Annotated in this window: 18 protein-coding genes and 1 tRNA gene; 7 read left to right on the forward strand and 12 right to left on the reverse strand. The window is 50.1% G+C overall.

What is annotated here, in order from left to right; genetic code table 11:
* Positions 1–293 precede the first annotated feature (293 nt).
* Positions 294–1,082, forward strand: a complete 789-nt coding sequence (locus ACKQAD_RS15440; protein ID WP_409160967.1) for an endonuclease/exonuclease/phosphatase family protein — start codon at positions 294–296, stop codon at positions 1,080–1,082.
* 67 nt (positions 1,083–1,149) lie between these two features.
* Here the strand turns inward: ACKQAD_RS15440 and mltD are convergent, their stop codons facing one another.
* Entirely contained in the window at positions 1,150–2,523 is a 1,374-nt protein-coding gene (mltD, locus tag ACKQAD_RS15445) for a murein transglycosylase D (RefSeq protein ID WP_409160968.1), read from the reverse strand.
* Between the two features lie 70 nt (positions 2,524–2,593).
* Entirely contained in the window at positions 2,594–3,349 is a 756-nt protein-coding gene (gloB, locus tag ACKQAD_RS15450) for a hydroxyacylglutathione hydrolase (RefSeq protein ID WP_409160969.1), read from the reverse strand.
* A gap of 43 nt (positions 3,350–3,392) precedes the next feature.
* Here gloB and ACKQAD_RS15455 point away from each other — a divergent pair, with 43 nt between their 5' ends.
* A complete protein-coding gene (locus ACKQAD_RS15455; RefSeq protein ID WP_409160970.1) occupies positions 3,393–4,103 on the forward strand; it encodes a class I SAM-dependent methyltransferase in 711 nt (236 codons plus the stop codon).
* Positions 4,104–4,122: 19 nt separating this feature from the next.
* Here the strand turns inward: ACKQAD_RS15455 and rnhA are convergent, their stop codons facing one another.
* Complete coding sequence (rnhA, locus tag ACKQAD_RS15460) at positions 4,123–4,689, reverse strand: ribonuclease HI (protein ID WP_409160971.1); 567 nt, start codon at positions 4,687–4,689, stop codon at positions 4,123–4,125.
* Here rnhA and dnaQ point away from each other — a divergent pair.
* Together dnaQ and ACKQAD_RS15470 are read left to right on the forward strand one after the other, a co-directional pair.
* Complete coding sequence (gene dnaQ, locus ACKQAD_RS15465) at positions 4,643–5,380, forward strand: DNA polymerase III subunit epsilon (RefSeq protein ID WP_409160972.1); 738 nt, start codon at positions 4,643–4,645, stop codon at positions 5,378–5,380. The two genes, rnhA and dnaQ, sit on opposite strands and share 47 nt — an antisense overlap.
* A gap of 171 nt (positions 5,381–5,551) precedes the next feature.
* Positions 5,552–5,628 (forward strand) — tRNA-Asp (locus ACKQAD_RS15470).
* 108 nt (positions 5,629–5,736) lie between these two features.
* On the opposite strand, the gene nrdF is transcribed toward ACKQAD_RS15470, so the two are convergent.
* From nrdF to ACKQAD_RS15505, 7 genes are all read right to left on the reverse strand, one after another.
* Positions 5,737–6,699, reverse strand: coding sequence for a class 1b ribonucleoside-diphosphate reductase subunit beta (gene nrdF, locus ACKQAD_RS15475; RefSeq protein ID WP_015841298.1), 963 nt, complete (start codon positions 6,697–6,699; stop codon positions 5,737–5,739).
* 24 nt (positions 6,700–6,723) lie between these two features.
* Positions 6,724–8,889: a class 1b ribonucleoside-diphosphate reductase subunit alpha gene (gene nrdE / locus ACKQAD_RS15480; protein ID WP_409160973.1), complete on the reverse strand. Its 2,166-nt coding sequence runs from the start codon at positions 8,887–8,889 to the stop codon at positions 6,724–6,726.
* Entirely contained in the window at positions 8,868–9,275 is a 408-nt protein-coding gene (gene nrdI, locus ACKQAD_RS15485; RefSeq protein WP_010280810.1) for a class Ib ribonucleoside-diphosphate reductase assembly flavoprotein NrdI, read from the reverse strand. The genes nrdE and nrdI overlap by 22 nt, the downstream gene beginning before the upstream one ends.
* 9 nt (positions 9,276–9,284) lie before the next feature.
* Positions 9,285–9,524, reverse strand: a complete 240-nt coding sequence (gene nrdH / locus ACKQAD_RS15490) for a glutaredoxin-like protein NrdH (RefSeq protein WP_409160974.1) — start codon at positions 9,522–9,524, stop codon at positions 9,285–9,287.
* A gap of 460 nt (positions 9,525–9,984) precedes the next feature.
* Positions 9,985–10,779, reverse strand: a complete 795-nt coding sequence (gene speD, locus ACKQAD_RS15495; protein ID WP_409160975.1) for an adenosylmethionine decarboxylase — start codon at positions 10,777–10,779, stop codon at positions 9,985–9,987.
* Between the two features lie 45 nt (positions 10,780–10,824).
* Positions 10,825–11,688, reverse strand: coding sequence for a polyamine aminopropyltransferase (gene speE, locus ACKQAD_RS15500; protein WP_409160976.1), 864 nt, complete (start codon positions 11,686–11,688; stop codon positions 10,825–10,827).
* A 111-nt stretch (positions 11,689–11,799) separates the two neighbouring features.
* Positions 11,800–12,147 carry a YacC family pilotin-like protein gene (locus ACKQAD_RS15505; protein WP_409160977.1) on the reverse strand — a complete coding sequence of 116 codons (348 nt, stop codon included), beginning with the start codon at positions 12,145–12,147 and terminating at the stop codon, positions 11,800–11,802.
* A gap of 294 nt (positions 12,148–12,441) precedes the next feature.
* Between ACKQAD_RS15505 and ACKQAD_RS15510 the strand changes: the two genes are divergently transcribed.
* Both ACKQAD_RS15510 and ACKQAD_RS15515 read left to right on the forward strand, forming a co-directional pair.
* Positions 12,442–14,064, forward strand: a complete 1,623-nt coding sequence (locus tag ACKQAD_RS15510) for an ABC transporter permease (protein ID WP_409160978.1) — start codon at positions 12,442–12,444, stop codon at positions 14,062–14,064.
* Positions 14,065–14,068: 4 nt separating this feature from the next.
* Entirely contained in the window at positions 14,069–15,154 is a 1,086-nt protein-coding gene (locus ACKQAD_RS15515) for an ABC transporter ATP-binding protein (protein ID WP_409160979.1), read from the forward strand.
* Here the strand turns inward: ACKQAD_RS15515 and ACKQAD_RS15520 are convergent, their stop codons facing one another.
* Positions 15,155–15,586: a GNAT family N-acetyltransferase gene (locus ACKQAD_RS15520; RefSeq protein WP_409160980.1), complete on the reverse strand. Its 432-nt coding sequence runs from the start codon at positions 15,584–15,586 to the stop codon at positions 15,155–15,157. It abuts the gene before it with no gap.
* A gap of 166 nt (positions 15,587–15,752) precedes the next feature.
* On the opposite strand from ACKQAD_RS15520, the gene hpt reads away from it, so the two are divergent.
* A complete protein-coding gene (hpt, locus tag ACKQAD_RS15525) occupies positions 15,753–16,286 on the forward strand; it encodes a hypoxanthine phosphoribosyltransferase (protein ID WP_409161029.1) in 534 nt (177 codons plus the stop codon).
* A 56-nt stretch (positions 16,287–16,342) separates the two neighbouring features.
* Here hpt and can read toward each other — a convergent pair whose 3' ends face one another.
* Entirely contained in the window at positions 16,343–16,984 is a 642-nt protein-coding gene (can, locus tag ACKQAD_RS15530) for a carbonate dehydratase (RefSeq protein ID WP_039360896.1), read from the reverse strand.
* Positions 16,985–17,314 lie beyond the last annotated feature (330 nt).

A 17,314-nucleotide genomic window follows, 5' to 3' on the forward strand; every position in this document is an offset into this window, starting at 1 on the left:
AATACCTGCCTGTCACGCAGGGGGTCGCGGGTTCGAGCCCCGTCCGTTCCGCCACTTATTATGCAAAAAGTCCTAAGCATTAGCTTAGGGCTTTTTGCATATTTAGATATTAGAATCTTTTAGATGAATTCCTCTTTTTATCTTCCTCTTACTTTTTGTTTTTGCTCACCATTTCGTTTTTCCCTTCTCTATTTCCAGGCGTACATTGCAAGTCTGCGATAAAATTCTTATAACAAAAGAGCGTTCTTTTTTGATAGGGTATTTAGTGTATTAAAACTGATAGTGGATAAGGCGTGCGGAAGAAAACCTATGCAATGAGGTATGTTGCTGGCCAACCAGTTGAGCGTATCTTTCCTCCTGGGGAAATGCATTATCCGGGGCAAGCGCTACCGACAGGCTCATTGTTGCTGGAGGGAGATGTTTTGCGCGTCATGGTGTGGAATATTTTCAAGCAACAACGAATGAATTGGCTTTCTGTTCTACAGAATTTCGGTAAAGGTACTCAGCTAGTCCTGTTGCAGGAGGCGCAAAGTACGCCAGACCTCATCCGTTTTGCAACCAGTAACTACCTCTCTGCCGATCAGGTGCCCGCCATTATTCTCCCGCAACATCCATCTGGTGTGATGACGCTGTCAGCTGCTCAGCCGGTATATTGCTGTCCTTTACGTGAAAGAGAGCCCTTGTTGCGTTTGGCCAAGTCCTCTCTGGTGACGGTCTATGCGCTTCAGAATGGGCAAAGGCTGATGGTTATCAATATCCATGCTGTTAACTTTAGTTTTGGCGTTGAGGTGTATACCAAGCAGCTGGCTGCAATTGGGGAGCAGCTCGTACACCATCAAGGGCCAGCAATCATGGCTGGGGATTTTAATGCATGGAGTCAGCAGCGTATCAACGCACTTAATCGGTTTGCGACAAGGATGGGATTGCAGGAGGTACATTTTGTTGATGATCGGCGGCGCAAGGGGTTTGGTCGACCGCTGGATTTCGTCTTTTATCGTGAACTGGCCGTTAACCAATCTTCCGTATTGGTGACTCAGGCATCTGATCATAACCCATTGCTCGTCGAGTTTAGCCTGATCTAATAGCCATAAAAAACAGCCCTCTACATCTGTAGGAGGGCTGTTTCTCGTTACTGATTCAGATATGACGTTAAGAATCAGGCTTTATATTGCTGCTAACATAAAGTGTCAGACGATCGCCTGGCTGGATGTTGGCATTCTTGTTGATCACAGTATTCCACCGCATCACATCAGCAATATTTACGCCGTGGCGCTTAGCGATGCTAGCTAGTGAATCACCTTTCCGTACCTGATAGGTGATAGAGCTGCTATTGCCTGAAACTTTGGCAACTTGCAGCGTTTGACCAACCTTGAGCACGCCAGCACTACGCAGATTGTTCCAGCTTTGCAAATCTTTCGTGCTGACATTAAGCCGCGCTGCGATTGCTGATAAAGTATCACCTGAGCGAACCTTATATTGCTGTGACGCTGGCGTTGGCTGCGTTTGCACTAAGCGTGTTGGCTGAATCGATGCGATGTCTCCATCAGCCAGTGAGTCTTTCAACTGCTCAACATGAGCTTTAGGAACCATAATGTAATGTGGCCCGTTTGGTGCGGTAACATTACGTTTATAGCCCGAGTTATAGCTCTTCAGCTTATTCAACGACAGACCAGCCATCTCAGCGGCTTGCGTCAGCTCTATCTGCTGCCCCAGCTCAACCTTTGCTAATGCCCGGTTTTCATTGGGTTGCGGCAGGCTTACGCCGTACTTCTTACTGTTTTTCAGAATATCGCTCAGGGCCAGCATCTTAGGGACATAAATTGACGTTTCACGTGGTAACGCTAGTGCCCAGAAGTTGGTTGATTTTCCTTTCGCTTTATTCGCTTTCATCGCCTGCATGACACGACCTTCACCACTGTTATAAGCCGCAACAGTTAATAACCAGTCGCCATTAAACATGGTGTTGAGCCGCTGCATCATATTCAGCGCAGCCGTCGTAGACGCAATCACGTCGCGACGCCCGTCGTACCATTGATTTTGTTTCAAACCATAATTACGTCCTGTACCAGGGATAATCTGCCATAGCCCAGCGGCATTGGCGGATGATGTGGCACTTGGATCAAAAGCGCTCTCCACTATGGGTAGTAGTACCAGTTCCATCGGCATTTTACGTTGCTTAATCTGCTCGACTATCCAGTACATGTACGGCTCTGCCCGTAATGTTACATCGTGGAGATAGCTCTTATTTTTCAAATAACGCATTTTTTGCTTGCGGATCCGGGCGTTATCCGGAACCTCCATCTTCAGCTCGTCGCCAATGAAGTTCCACAGATCTCGTTGCGCGAGACTATCGTCATCTAGCCATCGCGCGGAGGCCTCTCGGTCATCTGTGTACTTTCCTGCTTCACTTTGACTTGCCGAAGACAAACTCTGTGCATGCTGTTTAGGTTGCGAGGTGTCATGGGGTGAGACCTGACAACCCGCCAGCAAGACTGAGGCGATGATTATCGCTGTAGCCTTCATATGTTGGTCAATAGTTGCTTAAAAGACGAGCAAGGATACTTTGATTAGGTGAATAGCACAACCTAAACCTTCAGAAGCAGTCTTTCTTGCTGCGTAGCATCTGAAAAACTTGCCAATTCTCTATATTTTCAGGTTCCTTTGATAATTTCCTTTTTAAATCAATTTCATGACAGCGGAGAAATAAGTTGATTCTTCTCTCCAGCCCTAATGTTGTTGGTAAACTAGACTGTGATTTTTCTCGTATCTGGCTGATTTTATGGAGATAAACTTCAATACTTTGATCTTCGGGCCATATGTCATTAGAAAACTTTAAGTTTGATAGTGTGTATTCATGGGCACAGCACACCACAGTATCATCAGGAAGATTTGCTATTTTCTGAATTGATTCATACATTTGATTTGGTGTGCCTTCAAAAATTCGACCACATCCTGCTGAAAACAGTGTGTCGCCACAAAACAAAAATGGCGCGCTATAGTAAGCAATATGACCAGATGTGTGCCCTGGAACCTCTATCACAGAAAATTCCGAATTTAACAAAGAGACGGTATTTCCTTCCCCTACTAGGCAGGTTGCGCCGCATTTAGCGGTTTCTTTTGGGCCAAAAACAGGCAGATTAGGATAATGTTTGAGGATCTCAGTGACGCCCCCCACGTGGTCGTTATGGTGGTGAGTGAGCAAGATGGCTTCAGGAAAAAGCGTGTGTTGAGCGAGTGCGTCAAGCACTGGTGGCGCTTCACCAGGATCGACGATCACACAGCGATTTTCTTTATTGCTCAATAGCCAAATGTAGTTGTCCTGAAGTGCGGGGATACTGATAAGATTCATTCATCACCTCTTTTTGCTAGCAGCCTGAGGACGAGAACATAAGATGAAATCGGCACAAATCCCTCAGACCATTGTTGCACCTGATTCATGGGATGATATCACCTGTGGGCAATTTTATCGCGAGTCGCTTGAACTGGCTTTGTTACCATGGTGGCCAAAACTCTTTGGTTTTCATCTCCTCAAGATAGGGGCCCTGAGCGCGGAAATCTACGTGGCAGAGTGTGCTATCGCGCATCAGGTTAACGTTGCTCCCCACGGTGAGAATCTTCAGGTCGTTGCCGATGCTCATCAGTTGCCTTTCTCTGAAAAGTCGATAGATGCCTGTTTGTTAGCCCAAACGCTGTCTTATTCATCTGATCCGCATCGTATTTTGCGGGAAGTGGATCGTGTCTTGGTCGATGATGGTTGGCTAATCCTGAGCATATTTAATCCGATCAGCCTGGTCGGACTGGGTAAATTGATTCCCAGACTCAATAAAAAGCATCCCTATTGTAGTCGCATGTTTACGCAAATGCGTATCAGGGACTGGCTGGGACTATTGAACTACGAGGTGATCCATCAGACGCATTTTCACGTTACGCCATGGCGAAGAAATAAAGGGAAGCTGAATAAACATATTCCGATGCTGGGATGTCTGACGCTGATTATTGCCCGAAAGCGCACGATTCCGCTGACATTTACACCGATGAGAGCACGACTGCGTAAAGCATCAGTGCGCCGCACGGTGGGCGCAACAAAGATATATCGGAGATGAGGCTGACGCCTACGGTGATTTACTCTGCCTGATAACCCGTGTCATCAAGCGTTGGCGCACTCGCGGCGGCGCGAGCGAGTTCATCACAGCGCTCATTTTCAGGGTGCCCGGCGTGTCCTTTTACCCACTCCCAGCGCACAGAATGGCGTTGAATCGCGGTATCCAGCCTTTGCCAAAGATCGACGTTTTTGACCGGTTTTTTGTCGGCGGTTTTCCAACCCCGTTTTTTCCAGTTATGAATCCAACTGGTTATCCCTTGACGAACATATTGGCTGTCAGTGCAGAGCACCACATCGCACGCGGTCGTCAACGTTTCAAGTGCTGCAATAGCGGCCATCAGCTCCATTCTGTTATTTGTCGTAAGACGATAGCCTGCACTTAACGGTTTTTCGTGCTGCTTGTAGCGCAGCAGGGCGCCATAACCGCCGGGGCCGGGATTACCGAGGCACGATCCGTCGGTGAAAATTTCTACCTGTTTACGCATCTCTGGTAGACTCTCGCTTATGGTAAAAACGGCAAGTCTGACATAAACGAAAACGATGAGCACTGAAATTACGCGACAAATCGTCCTAGATACAGAAACCACCGGTATGAATAAACTGGGGGTTCACTACGAGGGACATAAAATTATCGAGATCGGTGCGGTTGAAGTGATTAACCGCCGCCTGACAGGCCGTCATTTTCACGTCTACATCAAACCCGATCGTTTAGTGGATCCCGAAGCGTATAACGTACATGGTATCAGCGATGAGTTTCTTGCTGATAAACCGACGTATGCCGATATTGTGGATGATTTCCTCGATTTTATCCGTGGAGCGGAGCTGGTCATTCATAACGCAATGTTTGATATCGGCTTTATGGATTACGAATTTCGGTTGCTGAACCGGGATATTCCCAAGACGGAGACGTTCTGTAAGATCACCGATAGCCTGTTGATGGCGCGGAAGATCTTTCCCGGCAAGCGCAATAGTTTGGATGCGCTCTGCGACCGCTACCAGATAGACAACAGCAAGCGTACGCTGCACGGTGCATTGCTCGATGCCGAGATTCTGGCAGAAGTGTATCTGGCGATGACCGGTGGTCAAACGTCTCTGACTTTCTCGATGGAAAGTGAAACGCAGCAGAAGAGTGAGAATACCGAAACAATCCAGAGAATTGTTCGCCCTCAATCGGCATTAAAGGTGCTTTATGCAGATGAGGCTGAACTGTTAGCACATGAACAGCGTCTGGATTTGATTGCGAAAAAAGGTGGTAGCTGCCTGTGGCGGGCTGAATAATATCGTCGAAGTACCGACCTTGACGTAGCGAAATGGAGAGTTTGCTCACACTGCGGGTGAGAGAATAATCAGTAAGATGAAATTATAAGCAAACAGAAACGATTAGTTATAAAAAGCATTGACGTAATAGTACCATCATCTTAGTATTCATCCCGCTCAGTGAGCACGAGTGGAGCGGTAGTTCAGTTGGTTAGAATACCTGCCTGTCACGCAGGGGGTCGCGGGTTCGAGCCCCGTCCGTTCCGCCACTTATATGAAGACCCTGAATCAGCAATGGTTCAGGGTTTTTTCATTTCTAGCCCGGCAATAAAGGGTAGTAGAAAAAATGTGGCCACACGAAAAGCGGTGGCCATTTTTTAGAAATCCCAATCTTCATCTTCGGTATTGACGGCCTTACCGATCACATAAGATGAACCGGAGCCAGAGAAGAAATCGTGGTTCTCATCCGCGTTTGGCGATAGCGCTGAGAGGATCGCGGGATTCACATCTGTCATACTGGCGGGGAAAAGCGCTTCATAGCCCAGATTCATCAGCGCTTTGTTCGCGTTGTAGTGGAGGAATTTCTTCACATCTTCCGTCCAGCCGACGCCGTCATAGAGTTCTTGCGTATACAACACCTCATTGTCGTACAAATCCTGTAGCAGGTCGTAGGCAAAATTTTTCACCTGCTGCTGGCGAGCGGGATCGGCCTTCGCCAACCCGCGCTGGAATTTGTAGCCGATATAGTATCCGTGTACCGCTTCGTCGCGGATGATGAGCCGGATCAAATCCGCTGTGTTGGTGAGCTTGGCGCGGCTCGACCAGTACATCGGCAGGTAGAAGCCGGAGTAAAATAGGAACGACTCCAGAAACACGCTGGCGACTTTCTTCATCAGTGGGTCGTCACTGCGGTAGTGTGACAGAATAATGTCGGACTTCTTCTGTAGCGCCGGATTCTCTTCACTCCAGCGATAGGCGTCATCCACTTCGCTGGTCAGGCACAGCGTCGAGAAAATCGAGCTGTACGAGCGGGCATGTACCGCTTCCATAAAGCTGATGTTAGACAGCACCGCTTCTTCATGCGGCGTGACGGCATCGGGCATGAGCGTCGGCGCCCCCAGCGTATTCTGGATGGTGTCCAGCAGCGTCAGCCCGGTGAAAACGCGAATCGTCAACTGACGTTCGCGGGCATTCAACGTACTCCAAGATGGAATATCGTTGGAAAGCGGCACTTTTTCTGGCAGCCAGAAGTTAGAGGTCAGGCGGTTCCAGACTTCCAAATCTTTGTCGTCTTCGATTTTGTTCCAGTTAATCGCCTGGACGCGAGTGAGTGCGGTCATGCTTCGATTTCCTTCCGCGATGGCTTATAGCGAACAGGACACACAGCCCTGAACTTCGGTGCCTTCGAGCGCCATCTGCCGTATGCGAATGTAGTAAATAGTCTTAATACCTTTGGTCCAGGCGTAGATCTGCGCTTTATTGATGTCACGCGTGGTGGCGGTATCGCGGAAAAACAGCGTCAGCGACAGCCCTTGATCGACGTGCTGTGTCGCGGCGGCGTAGGTATCGATAATCTTCTGTGGCCCGATCTCATAGGCATCCTGGTAATACTCCAGATTGTCATTATTCATGTAAGGGGCAGGGTAGTAGACGCGGCCGATCTTGCCCTCTTTACGAATTTCGATACGTGACACAATCGGATGAATGCTGGACGTCGAGTGGTTGATATAGGAAATCGAACCGGTCGGCGGAACTGCCTGCAAATTCTGATTATAAATGCCATGCGCCATCACGGATTCGCGTAGCGCCGCCCAATCCTGCTGAGTAGGAATGTGGATGCCGGCCTGTTCAAACAGCTCGCGTGCGCGTGCCGTTGTCGGTTCCCAACGCTGCTCAACGTATTTATCAAAATACTCGCCCGTGGCGTATTTGGAATGCTCGAAGCCTGAGAAGCGTTGATTCCGCTCTACTGCTAACGCATTCGATGCCCGAATCGCGTGAAACGCGACGGTGTAGAAATAGATGTTGGTAAAATCGATGGCGTCTTCTGTGCCATAAAAAATACGCTCTTTCGCCAGATAGCCATGCAGGTTCATCTGGCCTAAACCAATGGCGTGTGATTCGTCGTTGCCTTTTTCGATAGAGGGCACAGAGCGGATGTGGCTCATGTCGGAAACGGCGGTCAGGGCGCGGATCGCCATTTCAACCGTCTGGCCGAAATCAGGCGAGGCCATCGCGTTGGCAATATTCATTGAGCCGAGGTTACAGGAAATGTCCTTGCCGATGTGGCGATAACCGAGATCGTCGTTGTACAGGCTGGCATCGTTGACCTGCAAAATCTCTGAGCACAGATTGCTCATATTGATGCGGCCGTGAATCGGGTTCGCGCGGTTCACCGTATCCTCAAACATCATATAGGGATAACCGGACTCGAACTGGATTTCGGCGAGAATCTGGAAAAACTCGCGCGCTTTGATTTGGGATTTACGGATGCGCTTGTCGTTGACCATCTCGTGGTATTTTTCGGTGACGCTGATTTCTGACAGCGGCACGCCGTAAACCTGCTCAACATCATAGGGCGAGAACAGGTACATCACCTGATTGTTCTTCGCCAACTGGAATGTGATATCGGGGATAACGACCCCCAGAGACAGGGTCTTGATACGGATTTTCTCATCGGCATTTTCCCGCTTGGTATCCAGAAAACGCAGAATATCTGGGTGATGCGCATGGAGATACACCGCTCCAGCGCCCTGACGCGCCCCAAGCTGGTTGGCATAGGAGAACGCATCTTCCAGCATTTTCATGATCGGGATAATGCCGGACGACTGGTTTTCTATACGCTTGATCGGCGCACCGGTTTCGCGGATGTTACTGAGCATGAAAGCTACGCCGCCGCCGCGTTTTGAGAGTTGGAGCGCAGAGTTAATCGCTCGACCAATCGACTCCATATTATCTTCAATACGCAATAGGAAGCAGGAGACCAGTTCGCCGCGCTGCTTTTTACCGCAGTTGAGGAAGGTAGGGGTGGCCGGCTGGAAGCGTCCGCTGATAATTTCGTCGACCAGCGCACTAGCCAGTGCGGTATCCCCTTTGGCTAGGGTCAATGCCACGAGGCAGACGCGATCTTCGTACCGTTCCAGATAGCGTTTGCCATCAAAGGTTTTGAGCGTATAGCCGGTGTAGTATTTGAACGCGCCTAAAAAAGTCTGAAAGCGGAACTTGTGAGCGTAAGCCTGCTGGAAAAGGCTTTTGATGAAATCAAACTGATATTGGTCCAGCACGTCTGCTTCGTAGTAGCCTTCTTCCACCAGATAACGCAGCTTTTCTTCCAGATTGTGGAAGAACACGGTGTTCTGGTTTACATGTTGCAGGAAATAACGGCGAGCTGCGAGCTTATCCATCTCAAACTGGATATTCCCCTCTGTGTCGTAGAGATTCAGCATCGCGTTTAGCGCATGGTAATCAAGCGAGTGGGCATCCGAGTCGGTCTTGGTTGCCTTTGCACTCACGTGGTCTGTTGTTGCCAAAATTCAGTTACTCCTTTACGCACGTTTGCAACGTCTTCTGCCGTGCCAAGCAATTCAAAGCGGTACAGGTAAGGCACCTGACATTTCTGCGCAATGATGTCGCCGGCGATGCAATACGCTGCACCGAAATTGGTATTGCCTGCGGCAATCACGCCGCGCAGATAAGCGCGATTGTGCGGATCGTTGAGAAAGATGATGACCTGGCGCGGTACAGCCCCTTTCGTGCTGCCTCCGCCGTAGCTGGGGACAACCAGAATATAGGGGCGATCAACTTTCAATGCAGGCTGTTCTGTCGCTATCGGGATTCTCAGGGCGGGTAAACCCACCCTAGAAATGAAGCGATGCGTGTTTTCCGACTGGCTGGAGAAATAGACCAGCGGGTTCATATTGCCCCCTTACTGCAATTGCAAGGCAGTGTTCAGAGTACTGAGCTTATCCGGGCGGAAGCCGCTCCAGTGATCGTCGGCCGTCATCACGACGGGCACCTGCTGATAGCCCAATGCTCTTACCTGCTGTAACGCCTGTTGATCTTCAGTTAAGTCCACCAGTTGATAGTGAATTCCTTGTTTATCCAGTGCGCGGCATGTGGCGTTGCATTGAACACAATCTGGCTTAGTGAAAATAGTAATACGCATGATTCGTATTTACCTTTTGGCGTGAAGGAAGTATGTCGGAGCGGCTATCCTCAGGGTATGTGCACCCGAACCGATCCACTGGGTAGCGACTCGTTATGCGAGCGCCACACAAATAATACTAGATGTGGGTGTTTTAAATTTCAACCACACAAGATATATGATTTTTTGTTGACCTTATACAAATTGACGCAAACCCAGATGCAGCAAGGCTGGTAGAGAATGCAAGTAAAAAATGCAGAAAGAAATAAATGTGAGTCGCATCATTTTTGACGAAATAGTGTGCGAAAAAATAAAAGGGAAAGACGGCGAGAAGATAAAGGTCGGTCTGGTTGATGGCAATGCCTGATATTAGGGGAAGCACGGTGATGAGGTTCCCGCAGGGATACCTCGCACCGTGATAGCCCCGGGTATCTCGGGAGTGCGGTTTATCAAAGGCAGCAACGCTGCCTGAGGCCATCGATTACAGGACCGGCAGGTTTCTGCCGTAATAGATTTCCTGCATTTCGTGATACAGCAGATCGGTGATTCTTTTCCGCTCGGCAGCGCTGAGTTCTTCTGGGCTGACGTTGAACAAGTAGTGTTTCAGGTCGAAGTCTTTCAATAACATCTTGGTATGGAAGATATTTTCCTGATACACGTTCACGTCCATCATGTGATAGAGCGATTTCATGTCCTCGGACATGAAGTTCTGAACCGAGTTGATCTGGTGATCGATGAAATGTTTTATGCCATTGACATCACGGGTAAATCCCCGCACGCGATAGTCGATGGTCACAATATCGGATTCAAGCTGGTGGATGAGGTAGTTAAGCGCCTTGAGCGGTGAAATCACGCCACAGGTAGACACTTCGATATCTGCGCGGAAGGTACAAAGCCCGCCTTCCGGGTGGCTTTCTGGATAGGTATGAACACAGATATGGCTTTTATCCAGATGCGCGACGACGGAATGGGGTAGCGGCCCTGGGTGTTCGGAGGTATCGACATCTCGCGGATCGATAGGTTCTTCGCTGACCAGAATGGTCACGCTGGCGCCTTGTGGTTCATAGTCTTGACGTGCGATGTTCAGGACGTTGGCGCCGATAATTGAGCAGGTTTCAGTGAGGATTTCTGTTAAACGGTTAGCGTTATATTGTTCGTCGATATAGGCGATATAACCGTCACGATCGTCGGCCGTTTTGGTGTAACAGATATCGTAAATACAAAAACTCAGGCTTTTCGTCAGGTTGTTAAAGCCGTGTAGTTTCAGCTTGTGCAATTTAAGTCACCCCCTTGTGGTTGTGTGATTATCCTAAGTGATGGATTATTGCGCATTCTGTAGCGCACTCAACAGATACTGTGGCAGGGCAAAGCTGCCGAGGTGAACATCAGGCGTGTAATAGCGACAGACGATACCGGATTGCGTAAAACGCTGGCGTAGCGTGGTGGCATCTACCGAGCGCAGCGCTGGATTATTGCTGGCCCAGGCGAACGTCATAATGCCGCCATAGTAAGTCGGGATCGCCGCCTGATAAAAGCTGACGTCACTGAAATAGTGGCTGAGTTTTTTATGGCTGCCGACGGCTTCATCCTGTTGCAGGAAACACACGCCATTCTGCGCAACGAAAACCCCGCCTTCGTTCAGGCAGCGGGCGCAGCCCTGATAGAAATCGGAAGTGAATAGGCTTTCGCCGGGGCCGATGGGGTCAGTACAGTCGGAAATGATGACGTCAAACTTTTCACTACACTGTCGGACGAAGTTAACGCCGTCATCAATCACCAGAGTAAAACGGGGATCGTCATAGCTATCGGCGCTGTGATTAGGCAGGTACTGACGACAGAACTCCACCACGCCCGCATCGATTTCCACCATCGTAATATGTTCGACGCTGCGGTGTCGGCTGACTTCCCGCAGCATCCCGCCATCGCCGCCACCGATAATCAGGACGCGTTTGGCGTTGCCGTGTGACAGAAGGGGGACATGGGTGAGCATTTCATGATAGATGAACTCATCGCGTTCAGTGGTTTGTACCACGCCGTCGAGCGCCATCACGCGGCCCAATGCATCGTTTTCAAAAATAATGAGATCTTGATGATTGGTCTTCTCGTGATACAGCACGCGATCAACCGAAAAGTACTGGCCAAAGTTGGCATGCAGGGTTTCATACCAAATTTCTTTCTGGGACATGTTAGGGCCTCCTCCGCGATAACAGCCATGAAAATTGGCGCGCCATCATAGCCGACTCTTTTACCGCTTGCACGGTCAAATTTCAGTCAGCGCGGAGGAGGATGAAGGGCGTTACTGCGCGTAGGAAAGTAAACCGAGCGAATTACGTGCCAGAGACTGGCATTTTTTCGGGGTCGGGATAGCGATGTTACTCAGGTCGCGATAGCTGTCTTCACCCATCGCGCTCATGTTGTAAGCGCTGTAGTTGCTGAGATCCCAGCGGTTCTGCTGAGCAAAGGCGACCAGCGTCCGACGAATCTGCTCATTCGGCAGATCCTGATAGCCACAGTGGTTTTTCAGATAAACAAAGATCGCGGTCAGATCGGCGAGATCTTCCGCTTCAAATTCATTCAGCGCCTTGCTGGCGGAAGAGAAGCTCATCAGGCTTAGCAGGAGCAGAGCCAGCGCAGAGTTTTTCATGGTTGAACCTGTTCTAAATGTTGTTAGATGACGTTATCACAGATATTCCATGAGGTTCCAAGTTTTCTTACGGGAAACCTCTGATTGCGATAAAAAATGGCACTGGAAAGAGTGAGAAAGTGAGAAGTGTAATGCACTGAAATCACTATTTTTTATTTTATTTCTGCCCGGTGATGAAAATCATTTCGTGTTAATCGCAGAATTAAAGCGCATTTATCGCTGTTTGATACGATGACGCCGCCGTCAGGCTCTGTTATTAATAACAACGATCTCATCTAACACAGTTTTTATTCTATGCTCTCCGGTGTCTGGCGCGTCAGTAGTTGGTTGTTGGCGGGACTGTTGCTGCTTCCTTTAGCAACGGTTTTCTATCAGGCTTTTTTCGTCAACGGGATGGGATTTACCCAACTGTGGCAAATCGGGTTACCCACCTACCTACTACATTCAGCGGTTATCGTACTGGGTACGCTTTTCTTCAGCTTACTGTTTGGCTTGACTTCAGCCTGGTTTATCGCCATGTACCGCTTTCCCGGCCATCGCGTGTTGCAATGGGCGCTTTGCCTACCGCTCGCGATGCCCGCGTTCCTGCTTGCCTATCTTTATACCGATGTATTACGGCACTTTTCGCTGTTGTTGCAAGAAGGTGGGCTGCCGATAGTCTCATCATGGGTAACATCCTACGTTGCTGGGCTACCCGTTTCGCTGGGTTGCGTAAGTCTGATACTGGCGCTGGTATTGTATCCCTACATTTATCTGTTGGTGCGTGAAGCGCTGGTAAAACAGCCTGCGAGCCTCATCCATTCTGCTCGTTTGCTGAATCAGACGCGCACTCAGGTATTCCGCCGCTTATGTTTACCTCTTGCGCTACCTGCGATCGCCTGTGGTGGCGCGCTGGTGGTTGTGGAGACGCTGGGGGATTATGGCACCGCGTCTTACCTTGGTATTCCCACCATGACAACACAGGTGCTAGATATCTGGCAGGCGCAAGGCGATTTAGGGGCGGCGGCGCGTCTTGGCGTGTTGATTTTGCCCGCGATCTTTCTCTTGATGTTTATGGTTAATTTCTGGCGTCGGAAGCAACGAATTTATCAGGCACAAGCCACGACTACTCCGGTGGTTCCGCCCGAGTTGAATGGATGGCGTAGCAGGGTGGTGCGTGTCTACTGCTGGGGAATCGTTTGTCTGTCGTTCCTGTTCCCGGTTATGTATCTACTCTTTCAGACTCTCCGCCACATGATGTCAGTATGGGATATGGCGTTCCTCCATGCAATGATGAATAGCCTGTTGGCGTCTGCTGCGGCGACAACCATTATCACGCTGATAGCGTTGTCGTTTATCTTCTACACGCGCATGGCTGGGGGAGGGGTCAATCAGATGCCGATTCGGTTAGTCAGCCTGAGCTTTGCCTTGCCAGGCGCGGTACTGGCCGTTGGGCTTTTTGCGTTGCTGTCGCTGGTGGATAACGGGATTAATCTGTTTGCCAGTACCGTAGGGTTACCCACTGCGGATGCTTTTCTGGCGGGATCGCTGTTTATTCTCATCCTCGCCTATAGCGTTAAATTTGGACGCCTGATGCTGGACAGCCTGGAGCGCAGCATGGCGGCTATTCCACTGTCGCTGGACAGTGCGAGCCTTGTGCTGGGGGCTTCTCCCTTTAGTCGTTGGTCACGCGTGCATATTCCGCTGTTGCGCCGCAGCTTGTTCATCGGGGCGCTGCTGATTTTCACGGAAAGCATGAAAGAGCTGAATGTGTCGCTGGTGTTGCGTCCTTTTGGCGTTGATACGTTGGCAATGTATGTTTTTCGCTTTACGGCGAGTGAGCAGATTGCGTCATTCGCTTTTCCAGCGCTGGTGTTAGTCGCTGTGGGGCTGATACCGGTTTTCTGGCTGCATCGCGTACTGAATATAAAAGGATAATCACATGGCCGCGTCGATAAATATTCTGAGCGTTCAGGCAGTCAGTTGTACGTTGCAACAGTCTCCCGTGTTGGAGAATATTTCATTTACCGTGCGTGACGATGAGACGATCTGCCTGTTGGGCCGAAACGGCTGCGGCAAAACGGTGCTATTACAGGTGATAGCGGGCCTGCTGCCGATCACTCAGGGCAAGATTCTGCTGGAAGGCGAGCCCATCAGCTCACCGCAAGAGTATGTTTTGCCGGAGCGGCGTCAGGTTGGACTGATTTTTCAGGATTATGCGCTCTTTCCGCATCTGACGGTGGAAGGCAACATTGCGTTTGGGTTATATGGCCGCCCCGAAAGTGAAGTAAAACCAATCTGTGCGGAGATGCTCGCGCTTTTACACCTGGAAGATGTCGCCGCACGTTATCCACACGAACTATCGAATGAACAGCAACAGCGTCTGGCGATTGCCCGCGCGCTGGCCTGCGAGCCGAAATTGCTGTTGCTGGATGAACCGTTTCCCGGACTGGACAGCCAAACTCGCTATCGCCTGATCACCGAGTTGCGGCAGGTGCTCAAACAGCGTTATGTCGCGGCGGTTTTCGCTACCCATAGCCGAGAGGAAGCCTTTGCTTGTGCCGATCACCTGATCCTGCTGGATGAAGGGAGGATTATGCAGCAGGGCTATCCCTCCGAACTATACCATCGCCCGAATAGCCGTTTTGTGGCTAATTTTATGGGGAATACCAACTATTTGCCCGTGAAAATTATGAGCGACCACCAATGGCAGAGCCCATTGGGCGATCACCATGCGACACATCCGCTCAATCAGCCGATCGATTCGCCGTGCGACTGGATGGTGCGCCCGGCAGACATCGCGCTGGCGCTTGACCCCGACGGTCCGGCGTCAATCGAAGATCGGCTGTTTATGGGCACATCCAATTTGTATCGGGTAAAGTTAGGGGAACTGATGCTGTTAGTGCAGACCGGCAACTGGTTTGAACCGGGGCAGCAGGTGCGTTTAAGCATTAAAACGGATCCACCGGTCTTGTATCCTGCTTTACTTGCCGTCAGCAGTCCGACTGACGGCCCTGAAAAGCAATGATTACGCCTCGTGTAGATCTGCCGCTGGCATGAGCCATGTGCTGTTGTGCTTTTCAAATCCTAATTTCGGGTAGTAATCCACCGCCAGCGGCGCGGCCAGTAAAATGATTTTGCAGCCTTTTTCAAGCTGCTGAGCGGTTTGTTGAATCAGCTTCTTGCCTATTCCCGCATGCTGACAGTCCTCTGACACCGCTAGATCGGACAGATAACAGCAAAAATGAAAATCGGTCACGCTACGCGCAATTCCCACCAGCGTCTCCCCTTGCCAGGCGGAAACCAGCAGGTTGGCGTGCTTAAGCATACCTGCAATCGCTGTCTCATCATCCAGCGGACGGCGTGGCCCCAATGAGGTTTTCGCCAACAGCTCAATGAACTGCTGACTGGAAAGTGGGGCATTCACTTTGTAGCAAACATCCACGGATGCTGTGCTCATGATGTCTCCTTCGTGGTGTGGTTTCTGATATACTTCGCGCGCCTGGGCATTGCCCAGACTGATGTAAACGTCTTTATTTCAAACATCAGCATTGGCGCATCATCAATAATGAGTCTGTTATTTTCCGATGGTGCTGAATACCTTACTTCAAAGAGTTATCAGTATGATGAAACATACCGTGGAAGTCATGATTTCTGAGCAGGAAGTGATGGCGCGGGTTACCGAACTGGGGCAACAGATCAGCGAACACTACCGTAATAGCGGCAGCGATATGGTGCTGGTGGGGCTATTGCGCGGATCGTTTATCTTTATGGCCGATTTATGCCGGGCGATCGACGTCCCTCACGAAGTGGATTTCATGACGGCATCCAGCTATGGCAGCGGTATGAACAGTACGCGCGATGTGAAGATCCTGAAAGATTTGGATGAAGATATTCGCGGTAAAGACGTGCTGATCGTTGAAGACATTATCGATTCAGGTAATACGCTGAGCAAAGTGCGGGAAATTCTGCAACTGCGTGAGCCGAAATCGCTGGCTATCTGTACGCTGCTGGACAAACCGGAGCGCCGTGAAGTGGCGGTAAAAGTCGAATGGGTTGGGTTCTCAATTCCTGATGAGTTCGTTGTGGGTTACGGCATCGACTATGCCCAGCACTATCGCCATTTACCTTACGTCGGCAAGGTTGTTCCACAGGAATAATGAAGATAAGGCTGATGCCGTAAGCGACGCCCAGCGAGTGGGCGTCAGGCTGCGAATCAAGGCAGAGAGGAAATCGCGCGGCGATAACGCTGTTCCAGCGTCTCCCGGTTGGTCGCCGTTACTTCCAGATCGCGCAGACGGCCATCCTGAATGCCGTACACCCAACCGTGGATCGTGACTTTTTGCCCACGCTTCCATGCGGACTGCATGATCGTGGAGTGGCCGAGGTTATACACCTGCTCGACAACGTTGATTTCACAGAGCGTGTTCAGGCGCTGTTCAGGAGGCAATTCCCCCAGCAGCGAACTATGCTTGTACCACAAATCACGGATATGCAGTAGCCAGTTGTTAATCAAACCTAACTCCGGGTTTTCCACCGCCGCCTGAACACCGCCGCAGCCGTAGTGGCCGCAGATGATGATGTGTTCGACTTCGAGAACTTCGACGGCATATTGCACGACAGACAGGCAATTGAGGTCTGTGTGAATAACCAGATTGGCGACATTGCGGTGAACAAACAGTTCACCAGGCTCAAGGCTGGTCAGACTTTCCGCAGGTACGCGACTGTCCGAGCATCCAATCCATAGAAAACGGGGGCGTTGTGCCTGCGCCAGACGTTCAAAGTAGCCAGGATCCTCTTCCACCATCGTGTTAGACCAAAGCTGGTTGTTCGCGATGAGCGTTTCAATTTCTTTCATGAAAGTAAATGACCTGTAACAAACAAGGGGCAGTGGGGAGTAATATAAGGCAACACGCGTCGTTTGAAAAACGATAGTTTATACTTGTCATACTTCAAGTTGCATGTGCGTTGGCGGCGTTCACTCACTCGAATCACTTACTTGTGTAAGCTCATCGGGATGAAATGAGAGACATCCTGTCTCTCACCGGAGGCCAGCCGTTGGCTGGTCAAATTCGTTCCCGACGAATTGGTCCTTCTCGTGCCGCCTGCCTGAAAATTGAATTATTTAGAGTATATTTTTGTCACACGTTGAATCTGTAGAACTCACTGATAATAAGGTAATCCATTT

It is taken from the genome of Pectobacterium artocarpous, assembly GCF_046159765.1.
In the GTDB taxonomy this organism is placed as follows: Bacteria; Pseudomonadota; Gammaproteobacteria; order Enterobacterales; family Enterobacteriaceae; genus Pectobacterium.

What these genes read in the sequence shown, in the direction of transcription:
- mltD (WP_409160968.1), bottom strand. Translation starts at nt 2,523, where the DNA reads ATGAAGGCTACAGCGATAATCATCGCCTCAGTCTTGCTGGCGGGTTGT.
- gloB (WP_409160969.1), bottom strand. Translation starts at nt 3,349, where the DNA reads ATGAATCTTATCAGTATCCCCGCACTTCAGGACAACTACATTTGGCTA.
- ACKQAD_RS15455 (WP_409160970.1), top strand. Translation starts at nt 3,393, where the DNA reads ATGAAATCGGCACAAATCCCTCAGACCATTGTTGCACCTGATTCATGG.
- dnaQ (WP_409160972.1), top strand. Translation starts at nt 4,643, where the DNA reads ATGAGCACTGAAATTACGCGACAAATCGTCCTAGATACAGAAACCACC.
- nrdF (WP_015841298.1), bottom strand. Translation starts at nt 6,699, where the DNA reads ATGACCGCACTCACTCGCGTCCAGGCGATTAACTGGAACAAAATCGAA.
- nrdI (WP_010280810.1), bottom strand. Translation starts at nt 9,275, where the DNA reads ATGAACCCGCTGGTCTATTTCTCCAGCCAGTCGGAAAACACGCATCGC.
- nrdH (WP_409160974.1), bottom strand. Translation starts at nt 9,524, where the DNA reads ATGCGTATTACTATTTTCACTAAGCCAGATTGTGTTCAATGCAACGCC.
- speE (WP_409160976.1), bottom strand. Translation starts at nt 11,688, where the DNA reads ATGTCCCAGAAAGAAATTTGGTATGAAACCCTGCATGCCAACTTTGGC.
- ACKQAD_RS15505 (WP_409160977.1), bottom strand. Translation starts at nt 12,147, where the DNA reads ATGAAAAACTCTGCGCTGGCTCTGCTCCTGCTAAGCCTGATGAGCTTC.
- ACKQAD_RS15510 (WP_409160978.1), top strand. Translation starts at nt 12,442, where the DNA reads ATGCTCTCCGGTGTCTGGCGCGTCAGTAGTTGGTTGTTGGCGGGACTG.
- ACKQAD_RS15515 (WP_409160979.1), top strand. Translation starts at nt 14,069, where the DNA reads ATGGCCGCGTCGATAAATATTCTGAGCGTTCAGGCAGTCAGTTGTACG.
- ACKQAD_RS15520 (WP_409160980.1), bottom strand. Translation starts at nt 15,586, where the DNA reads ATGAGCACAGCATCCGTGGATGTTTGCTACAAAGTGAATGCCCCACTT.
- hpt (WP_409161029.1), top strand. Translation starts at nt 15,753, where the DNA reads ATGAAACATACCGTGGAAGTCATGATTTCTGAGCAGGAAGTGATGGCG.
- can (WP_039360896.1), bottom strand. Translation starts at nt 16,984, where the DNA reads ATGAAAGAAATTGAAACGCTCATCGCGAACAACCAGCTTTGGTCTAAC.